12 protein-coding genes are annotated in these 15925 nt (G+C 72.7%); 3 read left to right on the forward strand and 9 right to left on the reverse strand.

The features are described 5' to 3' along the window. Positions 1–1314, reverse strand: a complete 1314-nt coding sequence (locus OC439_RS08230) for a PLP-dependent aminotransferase family protein (RefSeq protein ID WP_262012912.1) — start codon at positions 1312–1314, stop codon at positions 1–3. A gap of 282 nt (positions 1315–1596) precedes the next feature. Here OC439_RS08230 and OC439_RS08235 point away from each other — a divergent pair, with 282 nt between their 5' ends. Then, positions 1597–2262 (forward strand): hypothetical protein, encoded by a 666-nt coding sequence (locus tag OC439_RS08235; RefSeq protein ID WP_013289377.1) that lies wholly within the window; start codon positions 1597–1599, stop codon positions 2260–2262. Between the two features lie 8 nt (positions 2263–2270). Here OC439_RS08235 and OC439_RS08240 read toward each other — a convergent pair whose 3' ends face one another. The 7 genes from OC439_RS08240 to murJ form a co-directional block, all read right to left on the reverse strand. Continuing rightward, the gene (locus tag OC439_RS08240; protein ID WP_262012913.1) at positions 2271–3431 is read right to left on the reverse strand and encodes an N-acetylmuramoyl-L-alanine amidase; all 1161 of its coding nucleotides are present in this window, start codon (positions 3429–3431) and stop codon (positions 2271–2273) included. A gap of 162 nt (positions 3432–3593) precedes the next feature. Then, entirely contained in the window at positions 3594–3917 is a 324-nt protein-coding gene (gene trxA, locus OC439_RS08245; RefSeq protein ID WP_013289375.1) for a thioredoxin, read from the reverse strand. 38 nt (positions 3918–3955) lie between these two features. Beyond that, positions 3956–4909, reverse strand: a complete 954-nt coding sequence (trxB, locus tag OC439_RS08250) for a thioredoxin-disulfide reductase (RefSeq protein ID WP_262012914.1) — start codon at positions 4907–4909, stop codon at positions 3956–3958. Positions 4910–5086: 177 nt separating this feature from the next. Beyond that, on the reverse strand, positions 5087–6034 hold the full coding sequence (locus OC439_RS08255; protein WP_262012915.1) for a hypothetical protein: 948 nt from the start codon (positions 6032–6034) through the stop codon (positions 5087–5089). After that, positions 6031–6735, reverse strand: a complete 705-nt coding sequence (gene sigM / locus OC439_RS08260) for an RNA polymerase sigma factor SigM (RefSeq protein ID WP_262012916.1) — start codon at positions 6733–6735, stop codon at positions 6031–6033. Before sigM ends, OC439_RS08255 begins: the two co-directional genes overlap by 4 nt. Positions 6736–6778: 43 nt before the next feature. Further along, positions 6779–8389: a protein kinase family protein gene (locus tag OC439_RS08265; protein ID WP_262012917.1), complete on the reverse strand. Its 1611-nt coding sequence runs from the start codon at positions 8387–8389 to the stop codon at positions 6779–6781. A 409-nt stretch (positions 8390–8798) separates the two neighbouring features. Continuing rightward, complete coding sequence (gene murJ / locus OC439_RS08270; RefSeq protein WP_262012918.1) at positions 8799–10547, reverse strand: murein biosynthesis integral membrane protein MurJ; 1749 nt, start codon at positions 10545–10547, stop codon at positions 8799–8801. Between the two features lie 132 nt (positions 10548–10679). On the opposite strand from murJ, the gene OC439_RS08275 reads away from it, so the two are divergent. Both OC439_RS08275 and OC439_RS08280 read left to right on the forward strand, forming a co-directional pair. Next, the gene (locus OC439_RS08275; RefSeq protein ID WP_262012919.1) at positions 10680–12140 is read left to right on the forward strand and encodes a CCA tRNA nucleotidyltransferase; all 1461 of its coding nucleotides are present in this window, start codon (positions 10680–10682) and stop codon (positions 12138–12140) included. A 176-nt stretch (positions 12141–12316) separates the two neighbouring features. Further along, positions 12317–14353: a S8 family serine peptidase gene (locus OC439_RS08280; RefSeq protein WP_262012920.1), complete on the forward strand. Its 2037-nt coding sequence runs from the start codon at positions 12317–12319 to the stop codon at positions 14351–14353. A 57-nt stretch (positions 14354–14410) separates the two neighbouring features. On the opposite strand, the gene OC439_RS08285 is transcribed toward OC439_RS08280, so the two are convergent. Continuing rightward, positions 14411–15919, reverse strand: a complete 1509-nt coding sequence (locus tag OC439_RS08285; protein ID WP_262012921.1) for a flotillin family protein — start codon at positions 15917–15919, stop codon at positions 14411–14413. Positions 15920–15925: the final 6 nt, after the last annotated feature.

The following is a 15925-nucleotide window of genomic DNA, read 5'->3' on the forward strand; positions in this document are numbered from 1 at the left end:
TCATGCCAAGTCGGGGCCGGGCGCGTCCGAGCCGCCCTGGCGGCGGCGCGGTCCGGCACCGCCGACCGCGCCGAAGACCTTGCGCATGGCGATCTCCTGCTCCATCACCCCGGCCAGCCGGCGCACGCCCTCGCGGATCCGCTCCGGCGTCGGGAAGGAGAAGTTGAGCCGCATGTTCCCGGCGCCGGTGCCGTCGGCGTAGAAGCCGGTCCCCGGCACGTACGCGACGCGGGCGGCCACTGCCCGCGGCATCATCGCCTTGGAGTCGAGCCCGTCGGGCAGCGTCGCCCAGACGAACAGGCCGCCGCGCGGCGTGGTCCAGGTGGTGCCCTCCGGCATCAGGTCGGCCATCGCGTCGAGCAGCGCGTCCCGGCGCTCGCGGTAGACCTCGCGGTAGACCTTGAGCTGCTGCCGCCAGGGCATGGTGCCGAGGTACGTCGAGACGGCCGACTGCGCGTAGGCGCTCGGGCAGAGGATCTGCGCCTCGCTGGCGATGACCAGCTTGTCGCGGACCGCGTGCGGGGCCAGGATCCAGCCCACCCGCAGGCCCGGCGCGAACGTCTTGGAGAACGTGCTCAGGTAGAAGACCCCGTCGCGCCGCCGGGCCCGCAGCGGCCGGGGCGCCTCACCCTCGAAACCGAGCTGACCGTACGGGTCGTCCTCCACCACGAGCAGCCCGGCGCGCTCGCAGATGTCGAGCACCCGTTCGCGCCGCTCCTCGCTCAGCGTCACGCCGGCGGGGTTCTGGTAGGTGGGGATGGTGTAGAGGAACTTCACCCGCCGGCCGGCCCGGGCCAGGTCGGCGATGGCCGTCTCCAGCGCCTCCGGGATAAGCCCCTCGTCGTCCATCGGCACGTGGGCCACCTGGGCCTGGGCGGCCTGGAACACCCCGAGCGCGCCGACGTACGTCGGGCCCTCGGCGAGCACCACGTCACCCGGGTCCAGGAAGAGCCGGGCCACCAGGTCGAGGGCCTGCTGGCCGCCGACCGTGACCACCACGTCCTCCGGTGAGGCGCCGCAGGAGGCGTCGATCCCGGACAGGGACATCACCTCGCAGATCCGCTCACGCAGCTCGGGGGCACCCTGGCCGACGCCGTACTGGAGGGTGGTGGCACCGTGCTCGGAGCCGAGCCGGCCGAGCATCTCGCCCACCGCGTCGAGCGGCAGCGCGGCGATGTAGGGGGCCCCACCGGCGAGCGAGACGACCTCCGGCCGGTTGGCCACCGCGAAGAGTGCCCGGATCTCCGAGGCGGTCATCCCGCGGACGCGCCGGGCGTACCGGTCGGTGTAGTCGTCGAGCGTCGTGCCGGTCATGGACATCACCTCGATCGGGTGTCGGCGGGGCTGCCGCCCGGTGTGGTACCCGCGATGCCGACATCCATTGGCGGCGGGGGCCGGTTGGTCGATCGTAGTCCCCGGTGACGGTCGCGGCACCGGCCGTGTGGACACGTCCACATCCCGGACCCGCCGTCGGCCGTCCGGGCGAGGGCTCGCGCGTTCCCTCCCGTACCGCCGGACAGGGGCGTACGATCGCTCGTCGGGAGCAGGAGGGCGCGGGACTCACCGGCGCTCCGAGCCTAGTGGTGGGGTGCGCTCATGTCGCGACGTCTGGTCAGCCTGACCCTGGACACGCTGGAGGACCTGCCTCGATCCTGCCGCAGCTGCGTCTACTGGGAGCTGGATCCGGTCTCCGCGGAGCGGGCCTGTGCGGCCGGTGACCCGGGCCTGGAGAAGGAGGCGTGGGTCTCCCAGACGCTGCTGGAGTGGGGTTCCTGCGGCAAGCTCGTCTACGTCGACGGCATGCCGGCCGGTTTCGTCATGTACGCCCCGCCGGCGTACGTCCCGCGCTCGATGGCGTTTCCCACCTCGCCGGTCTCGGCGGACGCGGCGCTGCTGATGACGGCGCACGTGGTGCCCGCCTTCGCCGACGGCGGCCTGGGCCGGATGCTGGTGCAGGGCGTGGCCCGCGACCTGACCAAGCGCGGCATCAAGGCGATCGAGGCGTTCGGCGACGCCAAGTTCGGCGACGACGCGGACGACCCGGCCCGCGCGTGCGTGGCGCCCGCCGACTTCTTCCTCTCGGTGGGCTTCAAGACGGTCCGGCCGCACCCCCGCTACCCCCGGCTGCGGCTGGAGTTGCGGACGGCGCTGAGCTGGAAGTCGGACGTCGAGTACGCGCTGGAGAAGCTGCTCGGCTCGATGAGCCCGGAGACGCTGCTGCGGCCGGTCCGCCCGGCGCCCGCCACCCGCTCGACGAGCTGAGTCGCGGCTCAGTCGACGACGGTGCCGGCGGCCACGATCGCCCGCAGCTCGCTCACGTCGATCGAGCCGGTCGGCACGTCCCGCTCGATCGGCAGGTACATCCGCTGCACGCCGGCCACGATGGCCTCGACCACCCGGTCCCGGAAACGCGGGTCGACGAGCCGCCCCCTGTCGTCCGGTGAGGTGAGGTAGCCGACCTCGACGCGTACCGCGGGCATCCGGGTGAGCCGGAGCAGCTCCCACGCCTTGGCGTGGGTACGGCAGTCGCGCAGCCCGGTGCGGGCCACGATCTCCCGCTGCACGAGCCCGGCGAGGCGCTCGCCGGTGGCCGACGTGACGCCGTTGTCGGTGCCGTAGTGGTAGGTCGCCACCCCCTCGGCCTCCGGGTTGGCGTGCCCGTCGGTGTGCAGCGAGATGAACACGTCGGCGCCGAGGGAGTTGGCGAGCTGGGCCCGGTCCGCGTCCGGCAGGCAGGCGCCGGGCGACGGGCCCCGGGTGAGCTGCACCCGCACGCCGGCGGCCGCGAGCCGCCCCTCCAGCCGGCTGGCGAGGTCGTGCACGAGGTCCGCCTCGGTCCAGCGGAGCGTGCCGCCGGGCACCACCACTCCCGGGTCGGTGCCGCCGTGCCCCGGGTCGATCACCACGGTCCGCCCGACGAGCGTCGGACCGGCCTGCCGGATGGCGTCGGATTCGCGCAGCCACTGCGGGCGCCCGCCGACCACCTTGCGGCCGAGGCGGCGCAGCGCGTTGACGGTGTGCGGCCCGCACGAGCCGTCCGGTTTCAGGCCCATCTCCCGCTGGAACTGCGCCACCGCGCGGGAGGTGCGGATGCCGTAGATGGCGTCGGCGCGGCCCACGTCGTACCCCATCTCCAGCAGGCGTTCCTGGAGCGAGCGGACGTCCTCGCCGGTCAGCGGCTCGGGTACGGCGTGGTAGAGCGCGCGGGCGCCGAACCGCCAGCGGGCCGCGTCGAGCGCCCGCCAGGTCTCGGCGCCGACCCGCCCGTCGACGCTGAGGCCGCGGGACTGCTGGAAGGCCCGTACCGCGCGTTCGGTCTGGGCGTCGTAGTCGTCGCCTCCGGCCTCGGCGGGGAGAAGTTCCAGGCCGGCGAGGACGGTACGGATCTCGGCCACCGCCGGTCCCTGGTCACCGGGTCGGATCGGACGCACGACGACCCCCTCTGCACGGACGTTGGCGGACCGGAACTCCGACGGATGCTTACGGAGCGTACCGTGGCCGATACCCGGCGGGTTCGCGTTCATGCAGGTCAGGGAAGCCGGAACCCCCGCCACCGGGCGTGGTGACGGGGGTTCCGGAGGTGTCGGTACGGCTCAGAGCGCCGACTCGATGAGCTTGACCAGCTCACCCTTCGGCTTGGCGCCGGCGATCGACTGCACCGGCTGGCCGTTCTTGAAGATGGTCAGCGTCGGCACCGACATCACCCGGTAGGCGCGCGCCGTCTCCGGGTTCTCGTCGATGTTGAGCTTGACGATGGTGACCTGGTCCTTCATCTCGCCCGCGATCTCCTCCAGCAGCGGCGAGACCTTGCGGCAGGGGCCGCACCACTCCGCCCAGAAGTCGACCAGAACCGGCTTGTCGGACTGCAGCACGTCGCTGACGAAGCTGGCGTCCGTGACCGCCTTGGTTGCACCCACTATGAACTCTCCTCCTCCGAACCTTGCTCGTGGAACTCTCAGCCCTGGATGGTGGCGATGAACCGCTCGGCGTCCAGCGCGGCGGCGCAGCCGGTGCCGGCCGCCGTGATGGCCTGCCGGTAGGTGTGGTCGACGAGGTCACCCGCCGCGAACACGCCGGGCACGCTGGTACGGGTGCTGGGGGCCTGCACCTTCACGTACCCCTCGTCGTCCAGTTCCACCTGACCGCGGAACAGCTCGCTGCGCGGGTCGTGCCCGATCGCCACGAACACGCCCGTGACGTCGAGCACCTTGCTCTCGCCGGTGTGCACGTTGCGCACCCGTACGCCGCTTACCTTGCCGTCGTCGCCGAGGATCTCCTCGACCACGGTGTTCCACTCGACCTTGATCTTCTCGTTGCTCAGCGCCCGGTCCGCCATGATCTTGCTGGCGCGGAACGAGTCGCGGCGGTGGAGGATCGTCACCGACTCGGCGAAACGGGTGAGGAAGCTCGCCTCCTCCATCGCCGAGTCGCCGCCGCCGACCACCACGATGTGCTGGTTGCGGAAGAAGAAGCCGTCACAGGTGGCACAGGACGACACGCCGTGGCCCAGGTATTCCTGCTCGCCCGGCACACCCAGCGGACGCCAGGCCGAGCCGGTGGAGAGGATGACGGCGCGGGCGCGGTAGGCGGTCTCGCCGACCCACACGGTGCTCACCGCGTCGGAGCCGATCTCGCCGGTGTCCTTCAGCTCGACCCGCGTCACGTCGTCGGTGAGGAACTCGGCGCCGAAGCGCTCGGCCTGCTTGCGCATGTTGTCCATCAGCTCGGGGCCGAGGATGCCGTCCGCGAAGCCGGGGAAGTTCTCCACCTCGGTGGTGGTCATCAGCGCGCCACCCGACTGCACGCCCTCGATCACCAGGGGCTTCAGGTTGGCGCGGGCGGCGTAGACCGCCGCCGTGTAGCCGGCCGGACCGGAGCCGATGATGATCAGGTTGCGGACCTCGTCCACTGCCGTCTCCCGATGTGTGTGTTCGTCACCGGCCGCACCGATGTCGATCCCGAGTGCCGACGGCTCTAGGGACGCCGGCGCCTGACTTGCAGAACGCCATCGTACGAAGCGGGGATTCCCGAGCCGGTCATCCGGTGGGTCAGGTCACGTGGCGGGACAAGCGTCGTGACCGCGTTTTCACCCTACCCGCGTCCGGAACCGCGTGTCCGCGCCGGACCCGGGTACCCCGCACTCCGGCCCGCTCACCCAGCCCCAGCGGGCGCCGCCGGCGTCCGCGAACGTCACCACGAGCGCCGGTACGCCCTGGAAGCGGGCGTAGTCGACCATGTTCACGGTGAGCGGCCCGCCGCCGTGCTCGGCCCCGATCGCGGTGAGGCACGCGGCGAGCGTCTCCGGCCGGGTCAGCCGGTCCAGCCCGCCGAGGGCGCTGAGGCGTTGGCCCTCGCTGTACAGGGGCGTCTCCGCGCCGTCCTTCGCCGCGCCGGACGGCCCGGCCATGTCTCCCGGGATCGACTTCGCTCCGGTGGGCGCCCGGTCGGCGGCGAGGCGTTCCGGTGTCCAGTCGGTGCCGCTGCGCACTGCCGGTCCGGTGGTCCGGTACGGCGCGGCGGCCATCGGTGCCGCCTCCCCGCCCGCCCGGTCGGCGGTGCTGACGCCGCCGTCGCCGGAGTCGGCCATCCGGCCCACACCGAGCCCCACCGCGGCGACCGAGGCCGCGGCCAGCGCCACCGGCCCGGCGATCCGGGCCCAGCGCCGGGGGCGACGACCGGGGCCGCTGTGCCGGTCGGGACGGGGGGCCGAGCCGGGTGGCCGGCTCGCGCCGCCGGGCTGCGCCGGCACGAGCGGCGTACCGTCGCGCAGCGCGGGACCGGCGCCGGCGAGCGCCGCCGTGATCCGGTCGGTCACGGCCTGCGGCATCTCCGGCGCGGGGCCCGCGGCCCAGCCGGCCAGATCCGCGCCGACCAGGTCGACCGCGTCGGTGAGATTCTCGTACGCGGCCCGCCACGCCGGGTCCTGCTCGACCAGCCGGGCCACTGTCGCCTGCTCGGGGGTGCCGTCCAGCGCCCCGCCGAGGTAGTCGGCGAGCAGGTCGTGGTCGACCTCGCTGAACTCCCGGGAAGTCACGGCTCCTCCTGGCTGACGGCCTGCCGGGACGCTCCCGACGAGGATCCGACGCCCTCGGGGCGTCTGCGGTTCCCGGAGGTGAGCTGCGGCACGTCCTCGGCCGGTGCGCCGGCGCCGGTCCGCAGGTGACCGAGCAGGACGGCGAGGCGGGCCCGGCCCCTGGCGCACCGGCTCTTGACCGTTCCCTCGGCGACGCCGAGCATGGCGGCGACCTCGGCCACCGGGTAGCCCTGCACGTCGACCAGGACCAGCGCGGCCCGTTGTTCGGCCGGCAACGCCGCGAGGGCCTGCCGGACCACGAGCGCGGTGTCGTGGTCGCGGGCCGGCGCGGCCGGTTCCGGGCCGCCGGTGTGCCGGCCGGGTTCGCCGTCGGTGTGCACGCCGTCCGGCAGCGGGACGGTGGCATGGGTCTGCCGCCGCCGGATGCGGTCCAGGCAGGCGTTCACCACGATGCGGTGCAGCCAGGTGGTGACCGCCGAGTCGCCCCGGAACCGGGCCGCCGCGCGGTGCGCCGACAGCATGGCGTCCTGGAGGGCGTCGGCGGCCTCCTCACGGTCGCCGATCGTCCGCAGCGCGACGGCCCAGAGGCGGTCCCGGTGCCGCTGGAACAGTTCGGTGAAGGCGTCCCGGTCGCCGGCCACGTGCGCCCGCAGCAGCTCCAGGTCGGAGCGGCCGGGTGGCAGGCCGTCGCGTTCCGCCATCACCACATCCGGCGGCGGTGGCGCGGCGGGGACGGCGGCCGGGTCACGAGCCCTGGACCACGATCTCCTGGACGCCGAGCTTCCAGGTGTTGCCGTTGTCCTTCGCCGGCAGCTTGGTGATCCAGAACAGCAGGTACTGGTACTTCTGGTCCGGCTCGAAGGCGTTGAAGATCATCTTGGTGCCGCCGTCCTCGTTCGGCGGCCCGACCAGCGTCGAGTAGGCGTTGACGAGCTGCTTGTCGCCCGAGGAGCTGGACGGGAAGTCGCCGCGGGTGCCGGCGCGCAACTCGACCGTGGCGCCGGTGGCCGAGAGCGTGGCCTCCAACTGCTTGACCGAGTGCGGGGCGCCCAGGTCGATCCAGACGCCCATGCCCTTCTTGATGCCGCCGAACTTGGCGTTCGTCCGGTAGGTGTTGGTCTCCCAGCCCTCGTCGTCGTCCCCGTCGATGACCTTCTCGGCGTTGCGCACCTCGGCGCGGTCGCCGTCCGGGTCGATGATCCGGACGTCTACGATGGTGAGCTTGCGAACCTGCGCGGCGGGCTCGGCCCCACCGCCGGTGGCCGGCGCGCTGTTCGACGGCTGAGCGACCGGCTCCTTGTCGCCGTCGTCGCCGCCACCGAGCGCGTTGATGCCGATGAGCAGCCCGACCAGGGCGACCGCCAGCAGGCCGGCGATGCCGATGGCGACCTTGCGGCCGCCGGCCGCGGCCAGCGGGGAGGGCTCCTCGCCGGGGTCGGCGGTGAAGCGCAGCGGGCCGGCCTGCTCCAGGAACTGCTCGTCGGCGGGGATGTCGAGCCGGCTCAGCTCGGCGGCCAGCACGTCCGACGACGGCGGGGGGATCTCCGGGTCGAGCAGGTCCATGGTCAGGTCGTCGAGGTAGGCCGGCACCCCGGCGCGCATCTGCCGGGGTGCGGCGATGGCGCCGCCGGCGTCCCGGACGGCGTCCGGCAGGGCGGCGCGGCCGTGCCCGGCGGTGGCGCCGTGCAGCGGGGCCTCGCCGTGCGGCCAGTGCCCGGTCAGGGCGAAGTAGAGCACCCCGCCGACCGCGCGCAGGTCGTTCTCCTGGCTGTCCGCGCCGTCGGTACGCGCATCGGCGAGCACCACCCGGCCGTCGTCGCTGATCATGACGGTGCCGGGGTGGAGGTTGCCGTGCACCATGCCGGTGGCGTGCACGGCGGCGAGGGCGCTGGCGACGGCGTTGCCGATCGCGGTAGCCCGGGCCGGGTCCAGCGGCCCGTCAGCGGCGACCATCTCGCGCAGCGACTGCCCGTCGACCCACTCGCGGACCACGTAGGCCCGGTCGTCCTCGTCGATCGCGTCGTAGACGCCGACCAGGTTGGGGTGGATGACGCGGCTCGCGGCGACCGCGGCCTGAAGCATCTCGGTGGCGGAGTCGCCACCCGGGTAGCGGAGGACCACGGCGACGGGACGGCGGAGCACCACGTCGACACCGCGCCAGACCAACCGGCCCGCGCTGTCGTTGTTGATGTGCTCGACCAGTTCGTACCGCTCCGCGAGCAGCTCACCGACCGTGGGAGCACCGAAGGTCACGACCGCAGGAGAGGTCTCCTCCGCTTCCTGACCCTCGCCGACCTGGGTCACCCGTCCTCCCTCGGTGATCGCGTCGATCGATGGACCCGTGCTGCTGGGCATGTGGCTTCCCGCTCTGCCTTCGGTGGAACGGCCGCGGTGTCGACACCCGCGTCGATCCCGGTCGTACCCGTCGAGAGCGACCTTACCCGGGATGCCCGGTTCTCCGACATGTCATCTTCCCGCTGTGACCGGCCGGAAGGCCAGTCGCCGCGGGCCCCGGCCGGGTCGCCCGCCCACCCGGCGGGCGAGCCGGACACGCACCGCCAATCTAGAGGTTGACGGCAAGGAGGCGGCACAGGGGCGTACCGGTGCGGCGGCGGGGAGGTTTTCCCCGCCCCGGCCTGCGCTCCCTCGTCCGTACGGTTGGTTGTCCACAGGCCGAGAGGCCCATTGGACGGCGGAATTCCAAGTTATCCACAGCCGTATCCCCAGCCTGGTGATCCTCGTTCACCGTCGGTCACCGAGGGGGTCAACGCCCGAGGCGCCGCCGGACCATCCCGACCACCTCGGTGATCTCGCCGATCCGCAGCACCATGGCGAGCCCCAGATAGGTCGCGCCGATCGCCGCGCCGCCGATCACCAACTGGACCGCCGCGGCGAGCCAGCTCAGGCTCTCCGGGTCGCCGGGGAGCACCGCGACCACGAGCAGGCCGACGACCGCCGCGCCGAGGGCCGCCACGACCACCCGGCCGAGCGTCCGCATGATCCCGCCCAGCCCGATCCGGCCCACCCGGGGCCGCAGCAGCATCGCCGAGATGATCGCCGCCGCCAGGTACGACACCGCGTTGCCGAGCATCATCCCGGCCGCCGCGAACGTGTTCGAGAAGAGCAGGAACAGGCCCACCTGGAGCAGCACGCGCAGCGCCACCACCGGAATGTTGATCAGAGCCGGGGTACGGGTGTCCGGCAGCGCGTAGAACGCGAAGGTGAAGAGCTGGCTCACCGCGAACGGCACCAGGCCGAGCGCCGCCACCAGCAGCACCGTCGAGGTGGCCACCGCGTTGTCGCCGGTGAACGCGCCGTACCGGAACACCACCACCGAGATCGGGGCGGCCAGCACCGCGTAGCAGACCGCGATGGGCGCGAGCACCGCGGTGACCATCCGGGTGCCCCGGGACAGGTCGGCGGTGACGTCGTGGAACCGGTTCTCGGCCGCCGCCGCGCTCATCCGGGGCATCAGCGCCGTGATGATCGAGACCGCGATGATGCCGTGCGCCATCATCAGCAGCAGGAACACGTTGTTGTAGATCAGCAGGCCGGCGTTCTCGCCGTCCCCGCCGGCGGCCCGGTTGAGCAGGTTGACCACCACGAAGAGGCCGAGCTGGTTGACCGCGACGTAGCAGAACATCCAGGCGCCGAGCCGGGCCAGCTCGCGCAGCCCCAGCTCGCGGAAGTCGAACCGCGCCTTCCACCGGAAGCCGACCTTGCGCAGCGCGGGCAGCAGGCCGACCGCCTGCACCGCCACGCCCAGCAGCGTGCCGCCGCCGACCAGCAGGATCCGGTCCCAGCCCACCTCCTCGGGCCGGAGACCGGTCGCGCCGAAGACGACGATGTACAGGCCGAACGTGCCGATCGAGACGAGATTGTTGAGGATCGGCGCCCACATCGGGGCGGCGAAGTGCCCCCTGGTGTTGAGCACCGCGGCGATCAGCGCGCTGATGCCGGTGAAGAACAGCATCGGCAGCATCAGGTACGACAGCCGGGTGACGAGCGTGGTGTACGCCGGATCGTCGCCGCCGGCCGCGTACACGGCGGTCAGCACCGGGGCCAGCAGCACCGCGATCAGCGCGGTCGCGGCGAGCGCCAGCACCGCGAGCGTCAGCAGGCGCTGCGCGTACGCCTCGCCCCGGTCCGCGTCGATCTTGCGGCGGCGCACCAGCACCGGCACCAGGACGCTCGTCAGCACGCCGCCGAGCAGGAACTCGTACACCTGGTTGGGCAGGAACTGGGCGGTGGTGAACGCGTCGCCGACCATCGTGCCGAGCGCGGCACCGATCATCAGGTTGCGGATGAACCCCGTACCCCGGCTCACCAGGCTGCCGATCGCCATCACCGCGCTGTTCGCCGCGGCGCTGGTCTCGGCGACCACCTCCTGCGGCGGCGCGACGGCCTCGACGCCGGGCTGGTTCAGCGGCTCGGCCGAGATGAAGGTGGCGCCGTCGTCCGGCGGCAGGCCGTCGCCGTGCGCGTTCGCGCTGCGGTAGAGCCCGCCGCTCATCTGCCAGCCTCCAGGGGGTACGTGGCGACCGGGCCCGGCCGGCCCCGCCCAACCGGAACCTTAGTCAACCCGGACCCGTTACCCGCGCCCGGCGCGGTCGATCCACCTCCGGCCCGATAGGCTGGCGATCCCATGTCCGAAGCCTCCGCCTCCCACGCCGCCGACCGCCGCGAACTGACCGCCGCGCAGCGCAACGCCGTCGCCGAACTGCTCCGAGTCTCGCCGGTCGCCGACGAGCTGGGCCGGCGCTTCGCCCGGGCCGGTCACGAACTGCACCTGGTGGGCGGATCCGTCCGCGACGCGCTGCTCGGCCGGCTCGGCAACGACCTCGACTTCTGCACCGACGCCCACCCGGACGAGACCATCAAGGTCATCCGCGGCTGGGCGGAGTCGATCTGGGAGACCGGGCGCGAGTTCGGCACCATCGCCTGCCAGCGAGACGGCCTCAACCTGGAGATCACCACGTTCCGCGCGGAGGTCTACGACCAGGTCAGCCGCAACCCGGTGGTGCAGTACGGCACGAGCCTGACCGAGGACCTCAAGCGCCGCGACTTCACCGTCAACGCGATGGCGGTCAGCCTGCCCGACCACCGGTTCACCGACCCGTACGGCGGGCTGGCCGACCTGGCCGCCAAGATCATCCGAACCCCCGGGACGCCGCAGGAGTCGTTCCGCGACGACCCGCTGCGGATGCTGCGCGCGGCCCGGTTCGCCGCCCAGCTCCGCTTCGCCGTCCACCCGGACGTCCGCGCGGCGATGACCGAGATGGCCGGCGACCTGGACCGGATCACCGCCGAGCGGATCCGGGACGAGTTCACCAAGCTGCTCTGCGGCGCCGACCCGATCACCGGGCTGCGCCTGCTCGTCGACACCGGCCTGGCCGAGCGCTTCCTGCCCGAGCTGACCGGCCTGAAGCTCACCATCGACGAGCACGCCCAGCACAAGGACGTCTACGAGCACACGCTCACAGTGGTCAGCAACGCCATGTCGCTGGAGTCCGACGGCTGCGACTTCGTGCTGCGGATGGCCGCGCTCATGCACGACGTCGGCAAGCCGGCCACCAAGGCGGTCGGCGCGGACGGCCGGGTCAGCTTCCACCACCACGAGGTGGTCGGCGCCCGTCTGACCAAGAACCGGATGAAGGCGATGCGCTACTCCAAGGAGATCACCTCCCAGGTGGTCAAGCTGGTCGGGCTGCACCTGCGCTTCTACGGGTACGGCCGGGGCGAGTGGACCGACTCGGCGGTCCGCCGGTACGTCACCGACGCCGGTGACCTGCTGTCCCGGCTGCACAAGCTGACCCGCTCCGACTGCACCACCCGGAACCGGCGCAAGGCGGCCCAGCTCGCGGCCGACTACGACGCGCTGGAGGAGCGGATCGCCCGGATCGCCGCCGAGGAGGACCTGGCCCGGGTCCGCCCCGACCTGGACGGCAACGCGATCATGGAGCTGCTCGGCGTACCGCCGGGGCCGGTGGTCGGCCGCGCCTGGCAGCACCTCAAGGAGCTGCGCCTCGAGCGCGGGCCGCTGGACCGCGACGAGGCCGAGGCGGAGCTGCTGCGCTGGGCGCGCGAGGAGGGCGTCACCGGCTGAGGCCGGCGTCGCGAATCGGACGACGATACGCCGGCGTGTCGACCGAACGGTTGACCCGCTCCGGTCGATGTCTCCCGCATGATGAGTCATCGGCAGCCGCCGAATCGACAGATGCGGCTGTTCTGATTCATCCGCCCGTCCGATCCGGACGGTCGCTGGACACGGGGAGACAATTCGTGACACGTCGTGGCGGCTTGCGCCGCTCCGCGCTCGTGGGGCTCGCCCTCACCAGCGCCACCTCCATCCTCTGCGCCACAGTCGCCGGGCCGGCCCTCGCCGACCCGAAGCGACCGTCGATCAGTGGCGCCGGCACGGCCGAGGCGGTGCCCGGCCGCTACATCGTGGTCCTCAAGAAGGGCAAGACCACCCCGGCCAAGGTGAAGTCCGCCGCGTCCGCGCTGGCCGGCGAGCACGGCGGCACCGTCCGCCGGGTCTTCGGCAAGGCGCTGAACGGCTACTCGGCCACCATGGACGCCCGGCAGGCCGCGCGGCTCGCCGCCGACCCGGACGTCGAGTACGTCCAGCAGGTCCAGCGCTGGAGCACCGCCGGCACCCAGACCACCCCGCCGTGGGGCCTGGACCGCATCGACCAGCTCAAGACCCGCACCGACGGCAAGTACACCTACCCGTCGACCGGCGCCGGGGTGACCGCGTACGTGATCGACACCGGCATCGACATCGACCACCAGGACTTCGGCGGGCGCGCCCGCAACGGCTACGACGCGGTCGAGCAGGACGACGTCGCGCAGGACTGCGACGGGCACGGCACGCACGTGGCGGGCACGATCGGCGGTACGACGTACGGCGTCGCGAAGGCCGTCGACCTGGTCGCCGTCCGGGTCCTCGACTGCTCCGGCAGCGGCGACACCGAGCAGGTGATCGCCGGCATCGAGTGGGTCACCGCCAACGCCACCGGGCCGTCCGTCGCCAACATGAGCCTCGGCGTCGATCGCGTCGACCAGGCCGTGAACGACGCGGTCACCCGTTCGATCGCCTCCGGCATCACCTACGCCGTCGCGGCCGGCAACAGCATGCAGGACGCCTGCGGCTCCTCGCCGGCGAGCGTGCCCGCCGCGATCACCGTCGGCGCCACCGACCGGGTCGACATGCGCGCCTGGTTCTCCAACTACGGCCGCTGCCTGGACCTGTTCGCGCCCGGCACCGGCATCGTCTCGGCCAAGGCCGGCAGCAGCGCCGGCACGGAGTCGATGAGCGGCACCTCGATGGCGTCCCCGCACGTGGCGGGCGCCGCCGCGCTGCTGCTGGAGGAGCACCCGGCCTGGTCGCCGCAGCAGGTACGCGACTCGGTCGTGACCACCGGCATCGGCGGCGCGGTGCACGACATCATGGGCTCCACCGACCGGCTGCTGCACATCGGCTCGGCCGTGACGGCCCGCGGCTCGTACGGGCTCAAGGCCCGCGTCAACGGCCGTTACGTCACGGCGGAGAGCGCCGGGGCGAAGCCGCTGATCGCCCGGGGCACCTCCATCGGCGCCTGGGAGAAGTACGACGTGGTCGACGCCGGCGGAGGCCTGTTCGGCCTGCGGGCGCGGGTCACGAACAAGTTCGTCACGGCGGAGAGCGCCGGGGCGAAGCCGCTGATCGCCCGCTCGGCCACCATCGGCGCGTGGGAGAAGTTCCAGATCGTCGACAACACCGACGGCACGATCAGCCTGAAGGCGGCGATCAACGGCAAGTACGTCACCGCGCCGAGCGCCACCTCCCCGCTGATCGCCAGCAAGACCGCGATCGGCACCGCCGAGAAGTTCGACTTCGACGCCCCGGCGCCCCTCGTGAGCATCAAGTCGGTGGCCAGTGGCAAGTTCGTGACGGCGGAGAGCGCCGGGGCGAAGCCGCTGATCGCCCGCTCGGCGACCGTCGGCGCCTGGGAGAAGTACGAGCTGGTGAACGTCGGTGACGGCTACGGCACCTTCGGCCTGAAGGCCCAGATCAACGGCAAGTTCGTCACGGCGGAGAGCGCCGGGGCGAAGCCGCTGATCGCCCGGGGCGCCTCGATCGGCGCGTGGGAGGGGATGTCGTTCCTCGACTACAACGCCGACGGCTCGGTCTACCTGTACGCGAACATCAACGAGAAGGCGGTCACCGCCGGCAGCGCCGGCACCAGCCAGCTCATCGCCAGCCGGAGCATCGACTGGAACAGCCCGACCCTCGGCCTGGGCGCCGGCGAGAAGTTCGTCGTCGCCGTGCTCTGACCCGTACCACCGCACGACGCCCGCCGGCTCCCCGAGGGGAACCGGCGGGCGTCGTCGTCACTGGGTGACGGTGCTGCCGTCCACTGTGGTCTTGCCGTTGTGCTGGGCGCTGCTGCCCAGCCGCGCCAGCAGCCCGGCCAGGTCGATGCCGGTCAGGTCGCTGCCGAGCTGGAGGCCCTGGGCGACGTTGCCGGCCACCGACTTGGTCAGCGAGGACGCGCCGTCCGTGGAGATCACCGTCATCTTGTCGATCGCGCCGATCGGGGCGCTGGCCGCGCCGACCACCTCGGGCAGCACCTTGACCAGCAGGTCCAGGACGGCCGCCTCGCCGTACGCGGCGAACGCCTCGGCCTTGCGGGCCATCGCGTCGGCCTCGGCCTGACCCTTTGCGAGGATGGCCGCGGCCTCGGCCTGGCCCTCCCGCTCGACCGCCTCGGCGATCGCGGAACGACGGCGCTGCTCGGCCTCACCCTCCTTGGCGCCCTCGATCGCGTTCGCCTCGGCCAGTGCGGCCCGGCGGGCCCGCTCGCCCTCACCGGTGAGGCGGGCCTGCTCGGCGGAGGCCTGCGCGGCAGCGATCGTGGCCTGCCGCTGCGCGTCGGCGTTGAGCACCGCCGCGTTGCGGTTCGCCTCGGCCTCCTGCTCCACCTTGTACCGTGCGGCGTCGGCCGGCTTGCGCACCTCGGTGTCGAGCTGGCGCTGCTTCAGCTCGGCGTTGCGCTCGGCCACCTTCTGCTGCTCGGAGAGGATCGCCTGGTCCCGCTCGGCCTGCGCGAGCGGACCGGCCGCTGCCGACCTCGCCTTGGCCGCGTCGATCTCGGCCTGGATGCCGGCCTGCTTGAGCGCCAGGTTCCGGTTCGCCTCGGCGATCGCCTCCTCGGCGAGCAGCCGCTCCTGCTCGGCCTGCTGGCGGGCCCGCGCCTCGGCGATGGCCGCGTCCTTGAGCACGCGGGCCGCCTCCGGCCGTCCCAGGTCCTGGAGGTAGGAGCCCTCGGCCAGGATGTCCTGGAGCTGGAAGGTGTCCAGCACCAGGCCCTGGTTGGTCATCGAGTGCTCGGCCTCCTCGGCGACCGCGCTGGCGAACGCCGCCCGGTCCCGGATGATCTCCTCGACGGTGAGCCGCCCGACGATCGAGCGGAGCGCGCCGGCCAGCACCTCGCGGGTGAAGTTGTCGATCTCCTCCTGCTGGTTCAGGAAGCGCTGGGCGGCGGCGCGGATCGCGTCCTCGGTGCCGCCGACCTTGACGATCGCGACGCCGTGCAGCTCGGTGCGGATGCCCTGCTTGCTCACCGCGCCGCGGATGCTGACGTCGATCCGGCGGCTGGACAGGTCGAGCGACTGGAGCTTCTGCACCACCGGCAGCACGAACACCGAGGCGCCGAGCACGACCTTCTGCCCGGACATGTCCGTGGCCCGGCCGCCGTCGGCGGTCTGGGTGGTGCGGCCCTTGCGGCCGGTGACGATGAACGCCTGGTTCGGCCCGGCCACCTTGATCCGGGACAACACGAAGAGGACGAGGACGACGGCGAGGAGGACCGCGCCGCCGATGGCGACGAGCAGGGGCATGGGGGT

This window comes from Micromonospora sp. Mcm103, from assembly GCF_024519755.1.
GTDB classification, from domain to species: domain Bacteria; phylum Actinomycetota; class Actinomycetes; order Mycobacteriales; family Micromonosporaceae; genus Micromonospora; species Micromonospora aurantiaca.

Excerpts from the sequence above, each read along its gene's own strand:
- OC439_RS08230 (WP_262012912.1), bottom strand. The coding sequence starts at position 1,314 with ATGACCGGCACGACGCTCGACGACTACACCGACCGGTACGCCCGGCGC.
- OC439_RS08235 (WP_013289377.1), top strand. The coding sequence starts at position 1,597 with ATGTCGCGACGTCTGGTCAGCCTGACCCTGGACACGCTGGAGGACCTG.
- sigM (WP_262012916.1), bottom strand. The coding sequence starts at position 6,735 with ATGGCGGAACGCGACGGCCTGCCACCCGGCCGCTCCGACCTGGAGCTG.
- OC439_RS08265 (WP_262012917.1), bottom strand. The coding sequence starts at position 8,389 with ATGCCCAGCAGCACGGGTCCATCGATCGACGCGATCACCGAGGGAGGA.
- murJ (WP_262012918.1), bottom strand. The coding sequence starts at position 10,547 with ATGAGCGGCGGGCTCTACCGCAGCGCGAACGCGCACGGCGACGGCCTG.
- OC439_RS08275 (WP_262012919.1), top strand. The coding sequence starts at position 10,680 with ATGTCCGAAGCCTCCGCCTCCCACGCCGCCGACCGCCGCGAACTGACC.
- OC439_RS08285 (WP_262012921.1), bottom strand. The coding sequence starts at position 15,919 with ATGCCCCTGCTCGTCGCCATCGGCGGCGCGGTCCTCCTCGCCGTCGTC.